The following is a 19539-nucleotide window of genomic DNA, read 5'->3' on the forward strand; positions in this document are numbered from 1 at the left end:
ACCGCGTCTGATGCGGTGAAGGACGCTTTCAGCCCACTAGCGCGTCGGGTCCTTGCCGTTCGGCTGCCGGGGACCCGGACCCGGCGACCACCAGCCGGGGACGACCTTCTCGCCGTGGACGATCGTCGGCGCGATCCCCTCGGTGAACGGTTCCACCTGCAGCAACTGGCCCCAGGACTGGCTCGGCTGGCCGATCAGGTAGCTGGGCACCTCGGGTTCGGCCGCGACCTCTTCGAGCCAGCCGATCGGGCCGCCGTTGGTGCTGGACGCCCAGTTCGCCTCGTCGGCGACGGTGCCCGGGGTGATCCGGTAGTCGGGCATCTTCGAGATTCCGTCGTGCGACGTCACCGGCTGCACGCACGGGTAGACGAACGACGCCGGCCAGTCGACGTACACCTGCTTGCCCGCGATCTTCTCGGTCAGCGTGGTGAACGTCGGCACGCGCGGCGCGGACGCGGCGATCCAGCCGTCTTCGGTGAGGTCGTTGTCGACGATGTTGATCCGCACGGACGTCGTCTCGGCGGGGAGGTCGCGCAGGTTGATCCGGGTGTCGTTCCAGCCGTTGGTCCCGGCGCCCGGCGGCAGCACGAACTGGCTGCGGACGACCTTCACGCCTTCGCTGGTGTTGACGCCGTAGTCGAGGCTCACCGACGTCGGCCGCCGGGCCGCGCCGGCGGTGGCGACCACGATCTGGCCGTCGGCGGGCTTCTCGGAGAGGGCGTACCAGTCGCTGCGCAGCCGTCCGGCCCGCGTTTCGGCGTCGAGGAAGCTGCTCCACATCGGGACTTCGTCGGGTTTGAACCCGTGCGGCGGCTCGGCCAGCGGGTCCTTGTCGTCGATCGCGCGGGTGTGGAACCCGGTCTGCACGCGGCCGTTGTCCTGTTCCGGATCGGGCAGCGGCGGCGGGGTCTGCCCGGCGGGCGGCTCCTCCTTCTTGACCGGCACCGTCCGCTGTTCGGACTGGGCGCGCAGGATGCTGGTCGCGGCGTCGCGTTCCACCATCACGTGGTCGGAGAGGTTGCAGCTCTTGCCGAACAGATGCCCGAAGTTCGCGGCGCCGAGGCTGTAGGAACCCTGCTGGTTGTGGATCGCCCACGCCATGCTGACGAATTCGCCCGTGGCCATCAGACCGCAGACCACCACCAGCGAGAGCGAACCGAGCCGCAGCGACCGGCTCCGCCCTTCCTGCGGTCCCGCTTGCAGCCCTGGCCGGTGCGCGCGGACGTTCTCCACGAACGCGTACACCCCGGAGATCGCGGCCGCGATCAGCAGGATCGTCGACAGCGGGATCCCGCCGATCGACGGCGCCACCGCGGTCCACTGCACGCCGAGTTTCGAAACGAACCAGTACGAGTTGGGCCCGGTCGCGGCCAGCGCGCCGACCACGAGCAGCCCGGCGAGGAACGCGGCGCGGTTGCGCCTGGATCTCAGCACCGTCGAACTGGTCGCGAGCGCGGTCAAGGCCGCCATGGCCGCGCCGACCGCGGCGAACGCGCCGAAGTGGTGCGTCCACTTGGTCGGGGTCAGCGCCAGCAGCAGGAAGAACAGCGCGACCGTGCCGATCAGGCGGCGGCTGGGGCCGAGCGCGGCGCCGGGGATCCGGCCGCGGCGCAGCAGCACCACCAGGCAGGTCCCGGTGCACAGCAGCACCAGCAGCACGGGGAACCGGCGCGGCACGGAGCCGTCCGGCAGGCTTTCGAACAGCAGCTGGTAGCGCGCGAGTTCCTGGAACCACGACAGGTTCGGGCCGACCAGGGTACGGATCCGGGTCGCCTCCTGCACGGTGGCGAAGGTCTGGTCGGCGAACACCACGACCAGCACCAGCAGCCCGGCGGCCAGCACCGGCGCGAGCACCGGCAGCCAGCCGTTCTCGGCGCGCTGGCGGACCAGTTTGTACAGCGGGCGTGCGGCGACCAGGAACGGCGCGACCGCGATCAGCCCGGTCGGCGTCGCGGCCAGGGTGAACCCGGCCGCGGTCAGCCCGAGGCACAACGGCAGCAGGCGTCGGGTCACCAGCGCGCGCTCGACGGCGCAGATCGCCAGCAGCGAGCCCAGCGCGGCGACCGGTTCGGGCCGGACCCCGTTGTTGAACGGCATCCACCAGACCAGGAAGACCGCGGCGGCGGCCCAGCCGGCGGCGCGGCTCGTGCGGACCTGGGTGCCCAGGCGCGGCATGACCTCGCGGCTGATCAGCAGCCAGCTCAGCACGCCGAGCAGGAACGACGGGAGCCGGATCCACGGCGGCACCGTGCTGACGTGCGCCATCAGCTGGTACACGTGGTAGAACCAGCCGAACGGCGCCTCGGCGACCCCGAACCAGCGGTGGTAGTTCGTCAGGTAACCGGTCTCTTCGGCCACTCTCGACATCGTGAGGATGTAGCCGTCGTCCGAGGTGACCGGGCCGATGAAGACCCAGGCGCCGAGCGCGATGATCACCGTCGCGTCGCGGGCGGTCAGCCGCCACCAGCCGACCGGCGCCCAGCGTGGCGCGCGGCGGGCGAAGCCGGAGTCCATCCGCCACACCGCGATCAGGCAGCCGATGAACGACAGCGCCGCGATGACGCCGATGATCCACTTCCACACGGTCGGTGAGGTCTGGTAGCGGGTGTCCGGGACGACCGAGACGTGCAGGCCGGCGATCGGGTCCTTGCCCGCGTTGATCGACGAGTAGATCCCGACCAGCCGCGGCCGGACGTCGCCCTCGGCGTGGAACACCACGGTCTCGGCGACGGTCACCGTCATCTGGTTCGCGTCCGCACGGAGCTTGACGTCGCAGTTGGTCTCCGGCAGCGGTTGCTGCACGATCTGCTGCCCCTGGCTGGAGGCGAGCAGCACGCCGTTGTCGATCCGCAATTGCAGGCCGACGCCCTTGCCCGCGCGCGGGTCGGTGCGGCCGTCGGGCACGGTGGAGAACAACAGCGCCTGGCCCTGCGAGCGCGCGTCCAGCGACCGGACGGTCGTGCACGGCAGATCGACGCGCAGATCCTGCGCCCAGTACCCGGTCAAGGGCGCGTTGACGGAGCGGGTGTCGCCGCCCGTTGGCCAGACGACCTCCGCTGTGTCCTGCACCACCGGCAGGAAGGGGAAAGCCAACGCGCACAAGGCGGACAGCAACCCCAGCGTGACAGCGATCAGACGCATCGGCGCAACGCTAACGGGTCTGGTCCGAACGGCTTACGCAGGGCTGCCCTTCGCCGTGCCGCTCAACCAGGTTAGAGCGCCCTGAACTGTCGTTACGCTGGCCGTTTCCGGCCGCGGCGGCCGCCGGACCACGACCACCGGGAGGCCGAGCCCGCGAGCCGCCGTGAGCTTCGCCGCGGTCATCGCGCCGCCGCTGTCCTTGGTGACGAGGACTTCGACGCCGTGCCGCTCCATGAGCGCGCGCTCCTTCTCCTCCGTGTACGGCCCGCGGTCCAGCAGGATTTCGTGACGGCGGGGGAGCGGCGCTTCGGGCGGGTCGACGCAGCGGATCAGGAACCAGAGATCCAGCCCGGCGAAGGCGGCGAGCCCTTGACGTCCGCTGGTGAGGAACACGCGTTCGCCGAGCGCCGGAAGCAGCCGCGCGGCGTGGTCGAGGTCGTCGGCCCAGTGCCAGGTGTCGCCGGGCTGTTCGGTCCAGCCGGGCCTGGCGAGCCTGAGCAGCGGCGTGCCCGTTTCCCGCGTCGCGATGGCCGCGTTGGCGCCGATGCGTTCGGCGAAGGGATGCGTGGCGTCGATCACCGCGTCGACGTCGTTCTCGGTCAGCCAGCGCGCGAGACCCGCCGGGCCGCCGAAGCCGCCGACGCGGACTTCGCCGTAAGGCAGCTTCGGGCGCGCGACGCGTCCCGCGAGTGACGACACGACGTGCTCGTCGCGCGCCACGAGTTCCTTCGCGAGCTCGCGTGCTTCGCCGGTACCGCCCAGGATCAGCAGTTTCATCGCGTCACGGCCGCACGCCACCGTTCCAGTGTGCGCAGGTTCGCGAGCGTCTCCGCCCAGGTGAGTTCGGGCGCCTGGCGGTCTTCGAGGTGTGCGGCGACGTGGTCGGCCTCGCGAGCAAAGAGGCCTTGAGTCGCTTCGACCTCGATCACCTCGGGCTCGCCGCCTTCCGGCGTGAGAATGATCTGCGACGTCTTCGGCTTGCGCATTTCGTGGATCCACGCCGGTTTCGGCACGTACAGCTGCCCTTCCGAGCCGTACACGCGGATGTGGTCGTCCTGCGTCAGCTGGAAACCGCAGGCCAGCTGCGCGAGGATCCCGCCGGGCAGCCGCAGCAGCCCGAACGCGACTTCGTCGACGCCGTTGTCGTCGAGCCTCGCCATCCCGAGCACCTCTTCGGGCTCGACGACGTCCTGCCCGGTCGCCGCCTGCGAGACCAGCCGCGCGAGTGACGTGCAGTAACAGCCGACGTCGAAGATCCCGCCGCCGCCCAACGCGGGATCGGTCAGCCGGGGGACGGCGAAGTTGTAACTGAAGGCGACGTCCACGGCGCGGACCTCGCCGATGGCACCGCAGGAGATCAGCTCGGCCAGCCGCCGGATCTGCGGGTGCAGCCGGTACATGAACGCCTCCATGAGGAAGACGTCGTTCGCGCGGGCGGCCTCGATGACCTTCTCCGCTTCGGCGACGGACATCGTCAGCGGCTTCTCGCACAGGATGTGCTTGCCCGCTTCGGCCGCGCGGATCGCCCATTCGCCGTGCAGCGGATGCGGCGTCGAGATGTAGATCGCGTCGACGTCCGGATCGGCGAGCAGGTCTTCGTAGGCGCCGTAGCATTTCGGGATCTCGAAGCGGCTCGCGAACTCGGCCGCCCGGTCACCGGATCGCGCGGCGACGGCTTCGAGGACGCCGTGCTTGCTCTCTTCGACACCCGCCGCGAACTCGGCGGCGATGGTCCCGGCGGCCAGCAGGCCCCAGCGGATGCTCTTCACAACGACTCCGGTTGGTTGGCGCGATCGCGGGTGGCCGAGTACAGGAAACTGTCGGGAAACCCTTCCGCGGCAAGGACTTCCCCGACGAAGATCATCGCCGCGCGGCTGATCCCGGCCTCGCGGGATCGCGCCGCGATGGTGCCGAGCGTGCCGCGCAGCACCTGCTCACCCGGCTGACTCGCCAGCGCCACCACCGCCGCCGGGCAGTCGTCGGTGTAGAACGGCCGCAATTCGTCGACTACCTGCTCGACGCGGTTGATCGCCAGATGCAGCGCGAGAGTGGTGCCGGTACGCGCGAAGTTCGCCAGCGTTTCCCCCGGCGGCATGGCCGTGGACCGGGCCTGTGCGCGGGTGATGACCAGGCTCTGGCCGACCTCGGGCACGGTCAGTTCACGCTTGAGCAGCGCGGCCGCGGCGGCGAACGCGGGCACACCCGGCGTGACGTCGTAGGGGACGCCGGCCGCGTCGAGACGGCGCATCTGCTCGGCGACCGCGCTGTAGATCGACGGATCGCCGGAACAGAGCCGGGCGATCTCGTGTCCCTTCTCGTGGGCCTCGACCATGCGCTCGACGATCGCGGGCAGGTCGAGGTTCGCGGTGTCGACGAGCACCGCGTCGTCCGGGCAGTACTCCAAGAGCGCTGTGGGCGTCATGCTGCCGGGGTACAGGCAGGTCTCGCAGCGGCCGAGCAGGTCACGGCCTCGCACGGTGATGAGGTCGGCCGCGCCGGGACCCGCGCCGATGAAGTGCACTGTCAAGGTTTGCTCCATTGGGTGACGGCCCGCGCCGGGGTCCAGCCGGTGAATCCGCCCAGCGGCGCGGCTTGCTCGACGGCGACGCGGATCAGCTCCCCGCCGTGTTCGCCGTACGCGCGGGCCAGTGCCTGTTCGGATTCGAGGGTCACGCCGTGCGCGACGATCCGCGCGCCGGTCGCCAGGCAGGCGTCCAGCACACCGGGCACGGTCAGGCCGCCGCCGACGAAGATCGCGTGCGGCGTGGTCAGCCCTTCGAGTGCGTCCGGCGCCGCGCCGATCACCACGTCGAGTTCCGGGACGCCGAGCGCGTCCGCGTTCCGGGAGATGCGGGCGGCCCGCTCGGGCGACCGCTCGATCGCGATCGCCCGGTTCGCGGGATGGATCCGGGACCACTCGATCCCGACGCTGCCCGCGCCCGCGCCGACGTCCCACAGCAGCTCGCCGGGCGTCGGCGCGAGCCTGGCCAGCGCGGACGCGCGAAGGTCGCGTTTGGTGAGCTGTCCGTCGTGCTCGAAGGCGTCGTCGGGGAGGCCGGTCAGCGGCAGCGCGGGTCCGTCGGCCTCGATGGCGAACACGGTCAGCGTGCCGGGGCCGACACGCTCTTCCGGGCCGCCGAGATCGGACAGCGCGGTGACGCGGCTTTTGCCGTAACCGCGGGCTTTGAGCAGGTCGAGCAGGTCTTCGGCGTTCGCGCCGAGGACGAGGATCTTCCGGCCGGGAGTGAGTACGCGGTTCACCCGGCTGATCGCGCGGCCGACGACGGTGACCACTTCGGTCTCCTCCGCCGACCAGCCGAGCTTCGCGCGGGCGAGCGTGGCGGAGGAGAGCGCGGGCAGGACCTCGACGTCGTAGCCGCGCTGGATCAGCGTCGTGCCGATGCCGGACAAGAGGGGATCGCCGCTGGCCAGCACGCAGACGCGGCCTTCCCGTTCGGCGAGGAAGGCGTCCAGGCCGGGCAGGAGCGGGCTCGGCCAGGGTTCGCTTTTCATCCCGGCGGGCAGGTACGCGAGCTGCCGCGGCGAGCCCACGACCACGTCGGCGCCGAGCAGTGCTTCCTTGGCCCGCTCGGACAGGCCGGGCCAGCCGTCGGCCCCGATCCCGACGACCGTCAGGGGTGATTTTTCGCGCACCTCGGTCACCGTAGATGACGGAATTCCTATGCGATGATCGGCCGGAGGTCGTCGACGACAGGAGAGCTGTGAAGCCGTACCCGTTCACCGCCGTTGTGGGGATGCCGGATCTGCGCCTGGCGCTGGTGCTTTCCTCGATCTCGCCCGCCGTCGGCGGGGTGCTGGTGCGCGGGGAGAAGGGCACGGCGAAGTCGACGATGGTGCGCGCGCTGGCCGGTCTGCTGCCCGGCGTCGACGTGGTGGACGCGTGCCGGTTCTCCTGTGACCCTGTCGAGCCCGATCCGGCCTGCCCCGATGGTCCGCACGCCGAAGGCTCGCCCGCGCACCGCCGTCCCGCGCGGCTCGTGGAACTGCCGGTCGGCGCGGCCGAAGACCGCGTGATCGGTTCGCTGAACCTGGAACGCGCGCTCGCGGACGGCGTCACCGATTTCCAGCCCGGTCTGCTCGCGGCCGCGCATCGCGGGCTGCTGTACGTGGACGAGGTCAACCTCCTGCACGACCACCTGGTCGACACGCTGCTCGACGCCGCCGCCATGGGGCGCGCGACCGTCGAGCGCGAGGGAGTCTCGGTGTCGCACGCGGCTCGGTTCGTCCTGATCGGCACGATGAACCCCGAGGAAGGCGAACTGCGGCCGCAGCTGCTGGACCGCTTCGGGCTCACCGTCGAGGTCGCGTCCAGCCGGGATCCCGAACTGCGGGTCGAGGTCGTCCGCCGTCGGCTCGCCTACGAGGCGGATCCCGACGGTTTCGCCGGCCAGTACGCCGCGGCCGACGCCGAACTCGCCGCGGACATCGAGGCGGCACAACGACTTCTGCCGTCGGTCAAACTGCCGGACGACGCGCTGCGGCAGATCGCGGAGGTCTGCGCGTCGTTCGAGGTCGACGGGATGCGCGCGGATATCGTGACCGCGCGGACCGCGGTCGCGCACGCCGCCTGGGCCGGGCGCACCGAGGTGACCACCGAAGACGTGCGGGTCGCGGCCCGGCTCGCGCTGCCGCATCGCCGTCGCCGCAATCCCTTCGACGCGCCCGGGATCTCCGAGGAGCAGCTGGAACAGGCGCTGCAGGACGCCGAGCCGGAAGGCCCTGGTCCCGACGACGACGGTCCCGGCTCGGGCACCCCGCCGGAGGGCGGTGAGACCTCGGGCCCGCCGCCGTCGGAAGGCGGACAGGAGCCCTCGGGCGGCGGCCAAGGCGGTGACCAGAAGCCGGTCGGGGCCGGGGAAGCCTTTCGTGCCAGGCGTTTCGAGGTGAAGGGCACCGGCGAGGGTGCCGCCGGACGTCGGTCGAGGGCGATCACCGACAACGGGCGGACCATCGGCGTCCAGCCCGCCGGGACCAAGGACGGGCATCCGCATCTGCTCGCGACCGTGCGCGCGGCCGCGCCGCACCAGCGGTCTCGCGGCCGCAGCGGCGCCGGACTCGTGGTGCGGCCCCAGGATCTCCGGTTCGCGCGGCGGGAAGGGCGCGAGGGCAACCTGGTGCTGTTCTGCGTCGACGCGTCCGGCTCGATGGGCGCGCGGCAGCGGATGCGCGAGGTCAAGACCGCCGTGCTGTCCTTGCTGCTCGACGCGTACCAGCGACGCGACAAGGTGGGCCTGGTGACCTTCCGCGCTTCCGGCGCCGAACTCGCGCTCCCGCCGACGATCAGCGTCGACGCCGCCGCGTCCCGGTTGGACGGTCTCGCGACCGGCGGACGGACCCCGCTGGCCGAAGGACTCCTTGAGGCGGCGCGGGTTCTGCGGATCGAAGCGGTCCGTGATCCGTTGCGGCGTCCGCTGCTCGTGGTCGTCACCGATGGCCGCGCGACCAGCGGCGCCGATGCCGTCCAGCGCGCGAAACAGGCCGCCGGGCTGCTGGCCGGGAACGTGACCTCGATCGTGATGGACTGCGAGAGCGGGAAAATGCGGCTCGGGCTCGCCGCCGAACTGGCGGAACACCTTGGTGCGGAACATGTCCCGGTCGCCGAGGTCGCCGCCGACACCCTCGCGGGCGCCGTCCGCACACGTATTTCCGGGAGGGCCGCGTAATGCCACAGGGTAAACCGGAAACGGTGCCGAACGACGGGCTCACCACGCGGCAGCGGCGCAACCGCCCCTTGCTCGCCGTGCACACCGGCGAGATGAAGGGCAAGTCCACGGCCGCGTTCGGGATGGCGTTGCGCGCGTGGAACCAGGGCTGGTCGATCGGCGTGTTCCAGTTCGTCAAATCGGCGAAATGGCGCGTCGGCGAGGAAGCCGCGTTCCGTGCCCTCGGCAAGCTGCACGACGACACCGGCCAGGGTGGCGCCGTCGAGTGGCACAAGATGGGTGAAGGCTGGAGCTGGGCGCGTAAGTCCGGTTCCGAGGAGGACCACGCCGAGAACGCCCGTGAGGGCTGGGCCGAGATCAAACGCCGTCTCGCCGCCGAGACCCACGACTTCTACGTCCTCGACGAATTCAGCTACCTGCTCAAATGGGGCTGGCTGGAGGTGGACGACGTCGTCTCGACGCTGACCGCGCGCCCCGGCCATCAGCACGTGGTGATCACCGGCCGGTACGCGCCGCCGGAGCTGATCGAGGCGGCGGACCTGGTCACCGAGATGACGAAGGTGAAGCATCCGATGGACGCCGGGCAAAAGGGCCAGCGAGGCATCGAATGGTGAACCGCGTGGTCATCGCCGCGCCCGGTTCGGGGCACGGCAAGACCACGATCGCCGCGGGCCTGATGGCGGCGTTGCGCGCGCGGGGGCTGAAGGTCTCCGGGCACAAGGTCGGTCCCGACTTCATCGACCCGAGCTACCACGCCCTCGCCACCGGGCGGCCCCCGCGCAACCTCGACCCGTTCCTCCAGGGTGAGGATCGGCTGATCCCGTTGCTGCGGCACGGTTCCGCCGGTGCCGACATCGCGGTCATCGAAGGCGTGATGGGCCTGTTCGACGGCGCGCTCGGCACCGAGGGGTACGCGTCGACCGCGCATGTGGCGCGGCTGCTGGACGCGCCGGTGGTGCTGGTCGTGGACGCCTCGGCCGCGTCGCGCAGTGTCGCCGCGACCGTGCTCGGGTTCGCGCAGTACGACACGCGTGTCCGGCTGGCCGGCGTCATCCTGAACAAACTGGGCTCGCGGCGGCACGCGGACGAGATCGTCACCGCGCTGGAAGCGACCGGTGTCCCGCTGCTGGGAACGTTGTACCGCAACGAAGAGATCCACGCGCCCAGCCGTCACCTCGGCCTGGTCCCGGCGGCGGAGCGGGCGAGCGAGTCGGAACGGCTGCTGCCGGAGCTGGCGGGATGGATCAGCGAGGGTGTGGACCTCGGCGCGATCGTGCAGGTCGCCCGATCGGCTTCGCGGCTGTCGGGGGAGCCCTGGCGGCCGCCGTTCTCGTATGACGGACGCCGGACGGTGGTCGCCGCCGCGGCCGGTCCCGCGTTCACCTTCCGCTACACCGAGGCCGTCGAGCTGCTCGCCGCCGCCGGTGTGGACGTCGTCGACGTGGATCCGTTGCAGGACAAGGAACTTCCCGAAGGCTGCGCGGGGCTGTACTTCGGCGGCGGCTTCCCCGAGGTCCACGCCGAAGAGCTGTCGGCGAACGTCCCGCTGCGGACCGCGATCGCGCGAGCCGTCGGCGACGGAATGCCCGTCGTGGCCGAGTGCGCCGGGCTGCTGTACCTGTGCCAGGACATCGACGGGACACCGATGACCGGCGTTCTCGACGCCTCCGCCACCATGACGAAACGCGGAAAACTCGGATACCGCAAGGCTTTCGCACCCGCCGACAGCGTGCTCGCCGTCGCGGGGCAACGCGTCACCGGGCACGAATTCCACCGCACGATCATCGAACCCGGCAGCGGCCCGACCCCGGCGTGGGGGTGGGATCGCACGCCCGACGGTTTCGCCTCGGCGTCCCTGCACGCGTCGTACCTGCACGTCCATTGGGCCGGCTACCCCGAACTCGCCGAACGGTTCGCCGCCGCGGTGCACGACCATGGCTGACTACGACCTCTGGCACCACGGTGATCGCGAGGTCGGCGAAGGTCTCGTCGATCTGGCGGTCAACGTCCGCCTCCCGGTGCCACCCGCTTGGCTGCGCGCCGAACTGGCGGCGGCCCTGGACGATCTCGCCGCCTATCCGGACGTCACCGCCGCCACGGCCGCGGTCGCCGCCCGGCACTCGCTCCCGGAGTCCCAGGTGCTGGTGACCTCCGGCGCGGCCGAAGCCTTCACATTGCTGGCCACGGCGTTGCGGCCGTCGTATGCGGTGGTCGTGCACCCGCAGTTCACCGAACCCGAAGCCGCCCTGCGCGCGGCCGGTCATCCCGTGCACCGGGTGGTGTTGTCACCCGACGACGGCTTCCGGCTGGGCGACGTTCCGGAAGAAGCCGATCTGGTCTTCGTCGGGAACCCCACGAACCCGACGTCCGTGCTGCATCCGGCAGGGGATCTCCTTGCGCTGGGTCGCCCGGGTCGCCTGGTCGTCGTCGACGAGGCCTTTCTCGACGCAGTCCCCGGCGAGACGGAAAGCGTTGCGGGACAACCCGGTTTCGTCGTCCTCCGCAGCCTGACGAAGACGTGGGGGATCGCGGGGCTGCGCGCCGGATACGTACTGGCGGATGAGTCCGTTGTGGACAGTCTGCGCGCGGTCCAGCCCCCGTGGTCGGTCTCGTCGCTCGCCGCCGTCGCCGTGGTGGCGTGCTGCCGTCCCGAGGCGCTGGAGGAAGCCGAAAAGCTGGCGGTGGCGGCGGAAGCCGACCGGGAGTACCTGGTTTCGGGCCTGACCGCGTTGGGCGTCGAAGTGCTCGGGGAGCCCCGGGGGCCTTTCGTGCTCGTCCGGCTCCCTGGCGCCGACGGTGTCCGGGAACGGTTGCGGGAGAACGGTTTCGCCGTCCGGCGTGGGGACACCTTCCCGGGGCTGGACGCGCGGTACCTGCGGATCGCGGTGCGGGACCGGGAGACAGTGGACGCGTTCTTGGCGGCACTCACCCGGACTGGTTGGATAGGCGAGTGAACTTCGCGATCGGCGTCTTCGATCTCTTCGCCTACACCATCCCCGGCGCGCTGTACGTCGCGTTCTTCGGCTACCTCGGGACGAAACTCCACATCCTGACCGCGGCGAGCATCGGCGGCGTGCCCACCGTGGTACTGGTCGTCGTGATCGTGGTGCTGAGTTTCCTGCTGGGCTACCTGGCCTATCCGCTCGGCGAGGCGCTGGAACGGATCGTGCCGCGGAGGCGGAGCAGGAACGCCGCCGAGGAGTTCGTCCGCCGGATGCCCGCCGCGAAGGACCGCCCGTTCCTGAAGGAGAACACGCATCTTCTGCTGTGCGCGCTGCAACTGCACGACAAGGAGGTCGCGGTCGACGTCACGCGGCTGCGCGCGTCCGGGCTCATGGTGCGCAACTGCGCGCCGCCGTTGCTGTTCGGCGCCATCGCCGCGATCGTCCAGATCTTCGCGGGGAAGCATCCTTGGATCGCGGCCGGGCTCGCGGTGCTGTTGCTGTTCGCGTCGCTCACCCTGGTTTCGCAGGGCCGCAAACTCGGCCTCTGGGCCGGGATGAAGACCCTCGAGCTGTGCTTCTGGTTGCCGGAAATCGACGAGAAACTGGCGCCGGATACCACTGCGGACCGGGGCCAGTGAGGCCGAAGGCGTAACTCGCGTGCTCAGACGCGTAACTCGCGTGCTTGGAGGCGTAACTCGCGAGTTACGCCTCCAAGCACGCGAGATGCGTCTCTGAGCACGCGAGTTACGTCTTTCAGAACGACGAAGCCAGCAAGACCCCGGCGACGGCGACCTCGACGCAACCGCCGAGCACATCCCCGGTGACCCCGCCCAGCCGCTGAACGCACCGCGTCAGCAACGCCGCCGCGGCCAGATACCCCAGCGCCACCGCGGCGAGCCCTTGCCACCACGGGAGTGCCAGCGCCGCCGTGCCCGCGAGCACGGCGAACACCACCGCCGCCGTCCACACCGGCACCGAACCGGCGACGGTCGCGCCCAGCCCTTCCGGCCGTGCCGAGGGGACGCCGCGCGCGCAGCACAGCGAGAGCACCCCGCGTCCGGCGACGACCGCCACCGCGACCGCCGCGATCCCGTGCCCGGCCGAGATCGCCCCGGCCAGCGCGCCGGTCTGCACGAGCAGTGTCAGCACCAGGGTCGCGATCCCGGTCGGCCCGGAATCCCCGCGCCGCATGACCTCCAGCGCCCGCGCGCGGTCGTACGAAGCACCGAGCCCGTCCGCCGTGTCGGCGAGCCCGTCCAGATGAAGGCCGCGGCTGCCCAGCGCCACCGCGCCCAACGCGAGCGCCGCCGACGCGAACGCGGGCAGACCGATCACCTCACCCAGGAAGACGATCAGCGCGGCGACGGCCGCGAGCGGCACGGCGGCCAGCGGGCCGAGCACCATCGCGCCGCCCGCCACCCGCCGGTCGATCACCCCCGGCGCCGGCACCCGGACGGTGGTCAGGGTGCCGACGGCCATCTTCAGCGCGTCGGCGATCAAGCCAGATCCGCCAGCAGACCCATGTCCGCGAGGATCGCCCGCGCCGCCCTCAGCGTCGGCACCGCCTGCACGGCACCGCTGCCCTCGCCGAGCCGCAGCCCGAGGTCGAGGATCGGCTCCAGCCCGAGCGACTTCAACGCGAACGCCTGCGACGGTTCGGTCGACCGGTGCCCGGCCAGCCACCACTGTTCGGCACCCGGCGCGATCTCGCGGGCGACGAGCGCCGCGGCGCCGGAGAAGACGCCGTCGAGCAGGACCGGCACCCCCCGAACCGCGGCCTGCACGAGAAAGCCCGCCGTCGCGGCGAGACAAGCGCTGCCGAGCGCGGTCAGCACCGCGAAGGGGTCTTTCACCGCACCGGCCCTGATCAACGCGGCTTCGACGACCGCGAGTTTCCGTACCCGCCCGTCCTCGTCGATCCCGGTGCCCGTACCGACGACGTCTTCCGGGAAAAGGCCGAGCAGCGTGGCGACGACGGCCGCGCAGATCGTCGTGTTGCCGATCCCCATGTCGCCGGGAATGAGCAGATCCGCGCCGCCGTCGATCTCCTCGTCCGCGATCGCCAGCCCGTGCTCGAACGCCGTCCGCGCCTCGCCCTCGGCGAGCGCGTCCTCGACGTCGATCGAACCGGAACCCCGCCGGACCTTGTGCGCGGTGACCGCGGCGGGCACGTCCGCGCCGTCCCAGTCCACCGCGATGTCGCACACCCGCACCTTCGCCCCGGCCACCCCGGCCAGCACACTGACACCGCTCTTGCCGGCCAGGAACACCCGCACCATGGCCGCGGTGACCTCACGCGGATACGCCGACATCCCGGAAACCCCGTGGTCCCCGGCGAAGACGACCACGCGGACGTCGTCGAGCGGCCGCGGCGGGACGACACCGTGCGCCGCGCTGAGCCAGGCGGCCAGGTCTTCGAGCCGCCCGAGCGAACCCAGCGGCTTGACCAGTCCGTCCAGTCTCGTGCGTGCCGCGGCTTCGGCGGCGGCGTCCGGGATGGCGATACGCATGGTGACTCCTAAGGCAGGTCCAGCATCCGTCCGGCGACGACCAGCACGGTCCGGTCGGACACGGCGGCAACCCGGTTGTTCAGCGCGCCCAGCACATCACGGAACACGCGTCCGGACACCGTCGCGGGCACCACACCGCTGCCGACCTCGTTGCTGACCGCGATCACCGGCACGTCGGCCTGCGCCCACGCCGCCAGGAAGTCCTCCAGCCGGTCGTCGAGCCGCCGTTCCCAGCCCTTGCGCTGCTCCCAGGCGCCGACCTCGTCGAGCACCCGGCTGATCCACGTGCCGAGACAGTCGATGAGCAGCGGATGCGTCGCCGTGCGCAGCACCGTGGCCAGGTCGGTGGTCTCCACCGTCTTCCAGTGGCCCGGCCGCCGTGCGCGGTGCGCGGCCACCCGGGCGGCCCATTCGGGATCTTCGGCGCTCGGCGGCAGCCCGGGCGCGACGTAGGTCAGGTGCGGGTGACGGGACGCGAGCCGCTCGGCGTGGTGTGACTTCCCAGAGCGGACGCCGCCCAGTATCAGCACCTTGCCGTCGTCGCGCGAATAGCGGCGAAGTGCCCGCGCGAGGGTCTCCAGGACCTTCGCGAGGCGATGCGTCAGCTTGGTCATACCCCGCATTCTCGTGCACGCGCTACGGTTCGCCACGTGCCACTCCGACAAGCCGCCACCGCAGCCGGACTCGTGACCGGTTACGTCGCCGACGCCGTGTTCGGAGATCCGCGGAGGAGGCATCCGGTCGCGGGCTTCGGCCGGGCCGCGCAAGCCCTCGAACAGCGGGTTTACGCCGATTCGAAGGTGCGGGGCGCGGCGTACACCGCCGTCTGCGCGGGCACCGTCACCGGATTGGGGGTCGCGGCCCAGTTCTGGACCCGGAAGCGTCCGTTCGCGCGGTTCGCGCTCACCGCGGCATCCACCTGGGTGGTCCTTGGCGGCAAGGGGCTCGCGGACGAGGGCACCCGCATGGCCAAGCTGCTCGACGACGGCGACCTGCCCGGCGCGCGGCAGCGGCTTTCGCATCTGTGCGCCCGTGACGCCACCGGGCTCGACACCGAACAACTCGCGCGGGCGACCACCGAGTCCATCGCCGAGAACACCTCGGACGCGGTCATCGCGCCGCTGCTGTGGGGCGCGGTCGCCGGGATCCCCGGCCTGCTGGGTTACCGCGCGCTCAACACGCTCGACGCGATGGTGGGCTACCGGTCCCCGAAGTACGCCAACTTCGGCTGGGCGTCGGCGAGGGCCGACGACCTGGCGAACCTGGTGCCGTCCCGGGTCGGCGCGGCGCTCACCGTGGCGTCGGCGCCACTGGCGGGCGGTTTCGCCAAACCCGCGTTCCGGATCTGGCGCCGCGACGGGAAGCACCATCCGAGCCCCAACGCGGGCCAGGTCGAGGCCGCCTTCGCCGGTGCCCTCGGGATCAGGCTGGGTGGGACGAACAGTTACGGCGGACGCACCGAACGCCGCGGCGTCCTCGGCGACGGCCGCGAGCCGGAACCGGTGGACGTGCGCCGAGCGGTCCGGCTGTCGAGGGCGGTCGGTCTCGCGGCGCTCGCTGTCGCGGTGGCGGTCGCGCGGTGAGCGGCCTGCTCGTCGCGGGGACGACGTCGGACGCGGGCAAGAGCCTGGTCACCGCCGCGTTGTGCCGCTGGCTCGCGCGTCAAGGCGTGCGGGTCGCGCCGTTCAAGTCGCAGAACATGTCGAACAACTCGATGGTGTGCGCGGACGGCGCCGAGATCGGCCGCGCGCAATGGCTCCAGGCGCGGGCGGCTCGCGTCGAACCCGAAGCCGCGATGAACCCGGTACTGCTGAAACCGGGGAGCGATCGCCGCAGCCACGTCGTCGCGCTCGGGAAACCGTTCGGCACGCTGGAAGCGGGGGAGTACGCGACCGGCCGCGCCGGTCTCGCCGAGATCGCCTTCGACACGTTTTCTTCGTTGCGACAACGGTTCGACGTCGTGCTGTGCGAAGGCGCGGGTAGCCCGGCCGAGATCAACCTTCGCGAAGGCGACTACGTCAACATGGGACTGGCGCGCCGCTTCGGCCTGCCTGTGGTCGTGGTCGGCGACATCGACCGCGGCGGCGTCATGGCCGCGATGTTCGGCACCCTCGCCCTGCTGTCCGCCGAAGACCAGGCGCTGGTTTCGGGCTGGCTGGTCAACAAGTTCCGCGGTGACGTCGGCCTGCTGCGGCCGGGACTGGAGACGCTGGAAAAGCTCACCGGCCGCGAGGTCTTCGGCGTGCTGCCCTGGCTCGACCAGGTGTGGATCGACTCGGAGGACGCGCTCGCCGCCGCGGGCTGGGGCGTGTCGGGCGGGTCGCTCCGGGTCGCCGTCGTGCGTTTTCCCCGTGCCTCCAACGCGACCGACGTCGACGCGCTCGCCGCCGAGCCCGGGGTCTCGGTCGCGCTGACCGCAGATCCGGACACGGTCCTGTCCGCCGACGTGGTGATCCTGCCGGGTTCCCGCGCGACCGTGGACGACCTGGCGTGGCTGCGTGCGCGCGGCCTGGCGGACGCCGTGCGGACGCGGGCCGAGGCAGGACGTCCGGTGCTGGGGATCTGCGGCGGCTACCAGATGCTGGCCGCCGAGATCGAGGACGACGTCGAATCCGGCGCCGGCACGGTCCCCGGTCTCGGTCTGCTGCCGACGCGCGTTTCGTTCAGTGCCGACAAGGTGCTGGCCCGGCCCTCGGGCTCGTGGCGCGGGCAACCCGTGGAGGCGTACGAAATCCACCACGGCACCGTGACCCCCACCGGCCCCGCCGAGTCCTTTTTGGACGGATACCGGCAGGGCGCGGTATGGGGCACGATGTGGCACGGAGCCTTCGAGAACGACGGTTTCCGCCGCGCCTGGCTGGGCGAGGTGGCGGACTGGTCACCCGCCGCCGGGGCACCGGGTTTCGGCGCGTTGCGGGAGAGCATGCTGGACCGGCTCGCTGACGCCGTCGAGGAACACGTCGACACCGAGGCTCTGCTGCGGCTGATAGAGAAGGGTGCCGACGGCGGCCTGCCTTTCGTGCCGCCCGGCGTCCCCTGACGCATTCAGAGGACCAAATGCTAGCTGACCCGCACGGTGTCTTTACGCCCCAACGCCTTTTCGGCCAAGGCACCGAAGGTCAGCCCGAGCGCGGTCCAGAGCACCACCTGCGTCCCGACCGACGCGAGCCGGAACGTCCACAGCGTGGAACCCGGGAACCCGTCGGGGACTTCGTCGATCGACGGCAACAGCGCCGCCGCCACCCCGATCAGCACGACGTACCCGCCCGCGGCGAGCAGGCCGCCGCGCCACGCGCCGAGCTTGTCGGCCAGTTTCCGGCCGAACGCCGCCGCGAGGATGCCGACCAGCAGCGAAAGCGCGACGAAACCGAAGTACAGCGAAGTCCGGCTCCCGATCGTGCCCGCCTGGCCGACCGCGGGAGGATTCCCCGGGTACTTCAGGAACGGCACCAGGAACACGACCACGAAGGCGCCGCCGGCGAGCAGCGCCGCGGTCACCCGCGGCCGCAAAGTGCCGAGGCGTCCGTAGACGAAGGCGAACGCGAGCGAGAACAGCCCGCCGACGGCGACCCCGTACAGGCCGACGCCGGTCAGCAGGCCCACGGTGCTCTGCACACCACGCGTGACCAGCTCTTCCTCGGCCTCGGCCGGGGCGTGTTCGTGGGCACCCGGAGCACTGTGCGAATGAGCGGCGGTGCCTTCGAGACCGATGGCGGCATCGACCGAAGGCTCGCCGAAGAAGTACGCGAAAAGGGTCGCCAGGACACCGGCGACCAGGCCCGCGAGCATGCCGCGGACCAGCAAGGTCCTCATCATGGGACGCGTGCCGCCTAGTGGCACGGGAAGGCCAGCAGGTGCCGGCCGTCGTGGACGAACTCGTGGACGTACGAGTTCGCGAACACCGACACCGCGCCCTGTTCGGCGCTGATGAAGTACAGCGTGATCAGCGACAGGAGGATGACGAGCACCGCCCAGGGCAGGATCTCGCGGACGGGGATCCGGACGGGGACGGGTACTGCGGCTACCGCTTCGGACATGGCGGTGGGACCTCCTCGGGCTAGCGCGGCCTCTTCAGGGGTGTCACGACGGCTCCGGGTCTGGCTTCCCCGATGGCTCGGGGTCACAGTGGCGCGACCGCGCGGATTCTCACCGCGTTCCGGGTGCCGTCGTCTGGCCGACCGAGCGTAGGTCGCGACGAAGCGTCCGGTCAATGTGACGGAACCCGATCGGCGCAGGCTCGTGACGTCACGGGCATCCACCGATCGGTTGATGGGGGCTCCACCGTCGCCCTCCTCAACCGTGGCCAGGCGGTTGATTCGGCGGACCCCCGCCGCGCGGCATGGTCTTCGTATGGCAATCATCGAGGTGGAAGACCTCGTCAAACGCTACGGCGACCACACCGCGGTGAACGGGGTCGGTTTCGCCGTCGAGCAGGGCGAGATCTTCGGCATTCTGGGCCCCAACGGGGCGGGCAAGACCACGACGGTCGAGTGCGTCGAGGGGCTGCGCGTCCCGGACGGCGGGACCATCCGGGTCTGCGGGATCGACCCGCGAAGCGAAACCGGCGAGCTGCGGCAGCTGCTCGGCGCGCAGCTGCAGGAAAGCGAGTTGCCGGACAAGCTCAAGGTCGGCGAGGCGATGGAGCTGTACGGCTCCTTCTACCGTGAACCGGCCGACTGGCGGGAACTTCTCGGCATCCTCGACCTGACCGACAAGATCGACACCCAGTTCCGCAGGTTATCCGGCGGGCAGAAACAACGGCTGTCGATCGCGCTCGCGCTGATCGGCAACCCGAAGGTGGCGGTGCTCGACGAGCTCACCACCGGCCTGGACCCCCAGGCGCGCCGCGACGCCTGGGGCCTGATCGAGCGCGTCCGCGAGCGCGGCGTCACGATCCTGCTGGTCACGCATTTCATGGAAGAAGCCGAACGACTGTGCGACCGGCTCGCGGTGATCGACTCCGGCCGCGTCGTCGCGCTCGACACCCCGGCCGGGCTGGTCGCCGGCGTCGACGACCGGCAACGCATCCGGTTCCGGCCGTCCGCCCCGCTGGACCACGCCGTGCTGACCGCGCTGCCCGAGGTCACCTCGGTCGACCGCGCGGGCGACCAGCTCGTCGTGACCGGCACGGGCAACCTGCTGCTCGCCGTCACCACCGTGCTCGCCCGCAACCAGGTCACCGCGGCCGGCTTGCGGGTCGAGCAGGCGTCGCTGGACGACGCGTTCGTCGCGCTCACCGGCCGCACCATCGATTCCTGA

18 protein-coding genes are annotated in these 19539 nt (G+C 71.2%); 8 read left to right on the forward strand and 10 right to left on the reverse strand.

Annotated elements, in window-relative coordinates:
- Window positions 1-36: 36 nt before the first annotated feature.
- The 5 genes from DMH01_RS31470 to cbiE are packed head-to-tail and all read right to left on the reverse strand — an operon-like array spanning window position 37 to window position 6804.
- Window positions 37-3141, reverse strand: a complete 3105-nt coding sequence (locus tag DMH01_RS31470; protein WP_125681123.1) for an arabinosyltransferase domain-containing protein — start codon at window positions 3139-3141, stop codon at window positions 37-39.
- 33 nt (window positions 3142-3174) lie between these two features.
- Window positions 3175-3918: a cobalt-precorrin-6A reductase gene (locus DMH01_RS31475; protein ID WP_199745699.1), complete on the reverse strand. Its 744-nt coding sequence runs from the start codon at window positions 3916-3918 to the stop codon at window positions 3175-3177.
- Window positions 3915-4910 carry a Gfo/Idh/MocA family protein gene (locus DMH01_RS31480; RefSeq protein ID WP_125681126.1) on the reverse strand — a complete coding sequence of 332 codons (996 nt, stop codon included), beginning with the start codon at window positions 4908-4910 and terminating at the stop codon, window positions 3915-3917. Before DMH01_RS31480 ends, DMH01_RS31475 begins: the two co-directional genes overlap by 4 nt.
- Entirely contained in the window at window positions 4907-5668 is a 762-nt protein-coding gene (cobM, locus tag DMH01_RS31485) for a precorrin-4 C(11)-methyltransferase (RefSeq protein WP_125681128.1), read from the reverse strand. The genes DMH01_RS31480 and cobM overlap by 4 nt, the downstream gene beginning before the upstream one ends.
- Complete coding sequence (gene cbiE / locus DMH01_RS31490) at window positions 5665-6804, reverse strand: precorrin-6y C5,15-methyltransferase (decarboxylating) subunit CbiE (protein ID WP_125681130.1); 1140 nt, start codon at window positions 6802-6804, stop codon at window positions 5665-5667. Before cbiE ends, cobM begins: the two co-directional genes overlap by 4 nt.
- A gap of 59 nt (window positions 6805-6863) precedes the next feature.
- Between cbiE and DMH01_RS31495 the strand changes: the two genes are divergently transcribed.
- The 5 genes from DMH01_RS31495 to DMH01_RS31515 are packed head-to-tail and all read left to right on the forward strand — an operon-like array spanning window position 6864 to window position 12408.
- Complete coding sequence (locus DMH01_RS31495) at window positions 6864-8825, forward strand: putative cobaltochelatase (protein ID WP_125681132.1); 1962 nt, start codon at window positions 6864-6866, stop codon at window positions 8823-8825.
- On the forward strand, window positions 8825-9439 hold the full coding sequence (cobO, locus tag DMH01_RS31500) for a cob(I)yrinic acid a,c-diamide adenosyltransferase (RefSeq protein WP_125681135.1): 615 nt from the start codon (window positions 8825-8827) through the stop codon (window positions 9437-9439). Before DMH01_RS31495 ends, cobO begins: the two co-directional genes overlap by 1 nt.
- Window positions 9433-10767, forward strand: coding sequence for a cobyrinate a,c-diamide synthase (locus DMH01_RS31505; RefSeq protein WP_125681137.1), 1335 nt, complete (start codon window positions 9433-9435; stop codon window positions 10765-10767). The genes cobO and DMH01_RS31505 overlap by 7 nt, the downstream gene beginning before the upstream one ends.
- Window positions 10760-11779 carry an Rv2231c family pyridoxal phosphate-dependent protein CobC gene (cobC, locus tag DMH01_RS31510; RefSeq protein ID WP_125681139.1) on the forward strand — a complete coding sequence of 340 codons (1020 nt, stop codon included), beginning with the start codon at window positions 10760-10762 and terminating at the stop codon, window positions 11777-11779. Before DMH01_RS31505 ends, cobC begins: the two co-directional genes overlap by 8 nt.
- On the forward strand, window positions 11776-12408 hold the full coding sequence (locus DMH01_RS31515; protein ID WP_125681141.1) for a hypothetical protein: 633 nt from the start codon (window positions 11776-11778) through the stop codon (window positions 12406-12408). The genes cobC and DMH01_RS31515 overlap by 4 nt, the downstream gene beginning before the upstream one ends.
- A 115-nt stretch (window positions 12409-12523) precedes the next feature.
- Here the strand turns inward: DMH01_RS31515 and DMH01_RS31520 are convergent, their stop codons facing one another.
- The 3 genes from DMH01_RS31520 to DMH01_RS31530 are packed head-to-tail and all read right to left on the reverse strand — an operon-like array spanning window position 12524 to window position 14894.
- Window positions 12524-13270 (reverse strand): adenosylcobinamide-GDP ribazoletransferase, encoded by a 747-nt coding sequence (locus DMH01_RS31520; protein WP_125681143.1) that lies wholly within the window; start codon window positions 13268-13270, stop codon window positions 12524-12526.
- Complete coding sequence (gene cobT, locus DMH01_RS31525) at window positions 13267-14280, reverse strand: nicotinate-nucleotide--dimethylbenzimidazole phosphoribosyltransferase (protein ID WP_125681145.1); 1014 nt, start codon at window positions 14278-14280, stop codon at window positions 13267-13269. The genes DMH01_RS31520 and cobT overlap by 4 nt, the downstream gene beginning before the upstream one ends.
- An 8-nt stretch (window positions 14281-14288) precedes the next feature.
- Window positions 14289-14894 (reverse strand): bifunctional adenosylcobinamide kinase/adenosylcobinamide-phosphate guanylyltransferase, encoded by a 606-nt coding sequence (locus DMH01_RS31530; protein ID WP_125681147.1) that lies wholly within the window; start codon window positions 14892-14894, stop codon window positions 14289-14291.
- A gap of 36 nt (window positions 14895-14930) precedes the next feature.
- Between DMH01_RS31530 and DMH01_RS31535 the strand changes: the two genes are divergently transcribed.
- A complete protein-coding gene (locus DMH01_RS31535; RefSeq protein ID WP_125681150.1) occupies window positions 14931-15863 on the forward strand; it encodes a cobalamin biosynthesis protein in 933 nt (310 codons plus the stop codon).
- Window positions 15860-17320, forward strand: coding sequence for a cobyric acid synthase (locus DMH01_RS31540; protein ID WP_125681152.1), 1461 nt, complete (start codon window positions 15860-15862; stop codon window positions 17318-17320). Before DMH01_RS31535 ends, DMH01_RS31540 begins: the two co-directional genes overlap by 4 nt.
- 20 nt (window positions 17321-17340) lie before the next feature.
- Here the strand turns inward: DMH01_RS31540 and DMH01_RS31545 are convergent, their stop codons facing one another.
- Entirely contained in the window at window positions 17341-18096 is a 756-nt protein-coding gene (locus DMH01_RS31545; RefSeq protein ID WP_125681154.1) for a CbtA family protein, read from the reverse strand.
- Between the two features lie 14 nt (window positions 18097-18110).
- Entirely contained in the window at window positions 18111-18317 is a 207-nt protein-coding gene (locus DMH01_RS31550; RefSeq protein WP_005162643.1) for a CbtB-domain containing protein, read from the reverse strand.
- Window positions 18318-18630: 313 nt separating this feature from the next.
- On the opposite strand from DMH01_RS31550, the gene DMH01_RS31555 reads away from it, so the two are divergent.
- Entirely contained in the window at window positions 18631-19539 is a 909-nt protein-coding gene (locus tag DMH01_RS31555; protein WP_125681156.1) for an ABC transporter ATP-binding protein, read from the forward strand.

Source organism: Amycolatopsis sp. WAC 04182 (assembly GCF_003947465.1).
In the GTDB taxonomy this organism is placed as follows: domain Bacteria; phylum Actinomycetota; class Actinomycetes; order Mycobacteriales; family Pseudonocardiaceae; genus Amycolatopsis.

What these genes read in the sequence shown, in the direction of transcription:
- DMH01_RS31550 (WP_005162643.1), bottom strand. Translation starts at nt 18,317, where the DNA reads ATGTCCGAAGCGGTAGCCGCAGTACCCGTCCCCGTCCGGATCCCCGTC.
- DMH01_RS31545 (WP_125681154.1), bottom strand. Translation starts at nt 18,096, where the DNA reads ATGATGAGGACCTTGCTGGTCCGCGGCATGCTCGCGGGCCTGGTCGCC.
- cobC (WP_125681139.1), top strand. Translation starts at nt 10,760, where the DNA reads ATGGCTGACTACGACCTCTGGCACCACGGTGATCGCGAGGTCGGCGAA.
- DMH01_RS31530 (WP_125681147.1), bottom strand. Translation starts at nt 14,894, where the DNA reads ATGACCAAGCTGACGCATCGCCTCGCGAAGGTCCTGGAGACCCTCGCG.
- cobO (WP_125681135.1), top strand. Translation starts at nt 8,825, where the DNA reads ATGCCACAGGGTAAACCGGAAACGGTGCCGAACGACGGGCTCACCACG.
- DMH01_RS31505 (WP_125681137.1), top strand. Translation starts at nt 9,433, where the DNA reads ATGGTGAACCGCGTGGTCATCGCCGCGCCCGGTTCGGGGCACGGCAAG.
- DMH01_RS31475 (WP_199745699.1), bottom strand. Translation starts at nt 3,918, where the DNA reads ATGAAACTGCTGATCCTGGGCGGTACCGGCGAAGCACGCGAGCTCGCG.
- DMH01_RS31470 (WP_125681123.1), bottom strand. Translation starts at nt 3,141, where the DNA reads ATGCGTCTGATCGCTGTCACGCTGGGGTTGCTGTCCGCCTTGTGCGCG.
- DMH01_RS31555 (WP_125681156.1), top strand. Translation starts at nt 18,631, where the DNA reads ATGGCAATCATCGAGGTGGAAGACCTCGTCAAACGCTACGGCGACCAC.
- cobT (WP_125681145.1), bottom strand. Translation starts at nt 14,280, where the DNA reads ATGCGTATCGCCATCCCGGACGCCGCCGCCGAAGCCGCGGCACGCACG.